2 protein-coding genes and 1 pseudogene are annotated in these 2,401 nt (G+C 58.3%); 1 reads left to right on the top strand and 2 read right to left on the bottom strand.

What is annotated here, in order from left to right:
* Positions 1-181 precede the first annotated feature (181 nt).
* Positions 182-1,183, top strand: coding sequence for a helix-turn-helix domain-containing protein (locus GOW56_RS21645; RefSeq protein WP_171207160.1), 1,002 nt, complete (start codon positions 182-184; stop codon positions 1,181-1,183).
* 69 nt (positions 1,184-1,252) lie between these two features.
* Here the strand turns inward: GOW56_RS21645 and GOW56_RS21640 are convergent, their stop codons facing one another.
* Positions 1,253-2,230, bottom strand: a complete 978-nt coding sequence (locus GOW56_RS21640; protein ID WP_171121061.1) for a CoA ester lyase — start codon at positions 2,228-2,230, stop codon at positions 1,253-1,255.
* 18 nt (positions 2,231-2,248) lie between these two features.
* Positions 2,249-2,401 (bottom strand): annotated as a pseudogene (gene glyA / locus GOW56_RS21970) (serine hydroxymethyltransferase); the annotation flags it as partial.

Raw genomic sequence — 2,401 nt, 5'->3', positions numbered from 1 at the left:
TCGACAACGCATACGGTGACAGAAACCTCGTCTGCACATGCCCCCCAATGGACGCATACGCAGACGCCGCGGAATAGGGAACCGGGCGTAGCAATCCGCGGTTTGCTCTGGCGGATTGAAATCCGAAAATGAGGGCAGCGTCCTGCGAGGCGCTGCCTCTCGTCAAATCGATGGAGGAACAATGAAACACTATGTCCTCGCAAATGATCGCGCCGACCTGGCAAAGACCGGGCCGGAGGTGCCCGAAAGAATAAAACACATCGATGTTATCCTCAGCGACACGCGGGCGCTGGCATCGGCCGAGATCGTCGTCGAGTTCTATCACGCTCTGAACAGCCTGGTCGAAAACTGCTCTTACGTCGTCAATCTCCGGGTGTCCGGAAATGACTCGGTCGGCGGACCTCTTTATTGGGCAGGTCGGACGGCGATATTCTGGGGCGACCTGGAGAACAACTGGGACGTCTCTGGTTCGCGCAGAAGCTGGATTTCGCAAGTTCTCAACCTGTCTTCAAGGACCGTTCTGGTCGGTGGAGCTGTCCTGTTGCTGGTGCAAATGGGCAGAGCAGGCCGAGACATCGTTGCGGTTCACCCGAACTTTGCCGCGGCCGCGCTGGAAAGCGGATTGGAAAGCTGCGGTGCGGCAACCCATCTGGCCGCCGACGGGCACCCCCACAGCGCCACCAGCAGACTGAGCGCGTTGCGGTTGTTGTCCGAATTCGTGTCCATAGATCACGGAGAGCATATAGCGGACGCATTGCGCAGCTATATCGGCCTGACCGAACCTACGCAAAAACACGAAAGCAGGTTGGCCGCCCAGTTGGTACACAGGGCAAAAGGCGATCTTCTGGTGATGCGCACTTTGGATGCGATGCAGGAGAACATCGAAGATCCACTGACGATCTCGGACCTTTCCCGTTTGCTCAAAACCTCGACGCGTCAACTGCAACGACGGTTCCTGAGCAAAACCGGAGCAAAGCTTCTTTCCACGTACAAGGAGCTTCGTCTGGAACGGGCGCAGAACCTGTTGCAGTTCACGAACATGTCGCAGATCGAAATCTCGGCAGCCACCGGTTTTTCATCGCCCGTCGCTTTGAAACGTGCGTTTCAACGCTGCTACAAAACCAGCCCGGATGATGTGCGGGACCGTCGGTTCATGGGGTCGATGGCGCCGGAAGGATCCTAGCACTTCTTCGGCCTGCGCAACGGGCGATGACATCGCGTGGGCAGTTTGCCCACGCAACTTTGGTTTGGTTCACGCCGCAGCAATCTGGCTGGCCTTTTCCACCAGCACTTCGGCCTGACGGATGGAGGCGTAATCTATCAGCCGACCGTCCAGCGAAACGGCGCCTTTTCCGTCTGCCTCGGCCTCGGCCATGGCAACAAGAATGCGCTGCGCCTTGTTGACCTCGGCGTCGGACGGCGACATCACCTCGTTCGCCAGCGCGATCTGGCTTGGGTGAATGGCCCATTTGCCTTCGCAACCCAGAACGGCGGCACGTTTTGCGGCGGCCTTGTAACCGTCCGGGTCCTGAAAATCGCCAAAAGGCCCATCAATCGGACGCAGCCCGTTGGCGCGCGCCGCAACCACCATACGGGCCAGAGCATAATGCCACATGTCACCCCAATGGGACTGGCGACCGCCCTCGGGGTCCGCATCGGTCAAAACAGAGTAGTCCGGGTTCACACCACCGATGATCGTGGTGCGCGCACGGGTCGAGGCCGCATAGTCGGCCACGCCGAAGTGCAGGCTTTCATTGCGCTTTGATGCTGCCGCAATCTCACTCACATTCTGCATGCCAAGCGCGGTTTCGATGATGTGCTCGAACCCGATCCGTTTTTTGTAACCCTTGGCGTCTTCGATCTGGGTCACCAGCATATCGACGGCATAGACATCCGCAGCAGTTCCGACCTTGGGGATCATGATCAGGTCCAGCCGCTCACCCGCCTGTTCGACCACATCGACGACGTCGCGGTACATGTAATGCGTGTCCAGACCGTTGATCCGAACCGACATGGTCTTGTTGCCCCAATCGATATCGTTCAGCGCCTGAATGATGTTCCTGCGGGCCTGTTCCTTTTCATCCGGTGCAACCGCGTCTTCCAGATCAAGGAAAATGACGTCTACATCGGATTTGGCTGCCTTTTCGAACATTCCGGGTTGGCTGCCGGGCACGGCCAATTCACTTCGGTTCAGTCGGGCTGGGGCTTGGTCAATGGAATGAAAGCTCATGGGTTCGGGTCCTTCGTCTTATAGGTTCGGATAGATCGGGAAGCGTGCGCAGAGGTCTGCGACTTCGGCTTTGACCTTAGCTTCGACGGCGCCGTTGTCGTCTTCGCCATTGGCAGCCAGGCCGTCGACCACTTCGATGATCCAGTCGGCGATCTGGCGGAATTCGACCTC

The sequence above is a fragment of the Ruegeria sp. HKCCA0235A genome (assembly GCF_013033235.1).
Taxonomy (GTDB): Bacteria; Pseudomonadota; Alphaproteobacteria; order Rhodobacterales; family Rhodobacteraceae; genus Ruegeria.
This window is presented reverse-complemented; position numbering and strand designations above follow the sequence as displayed.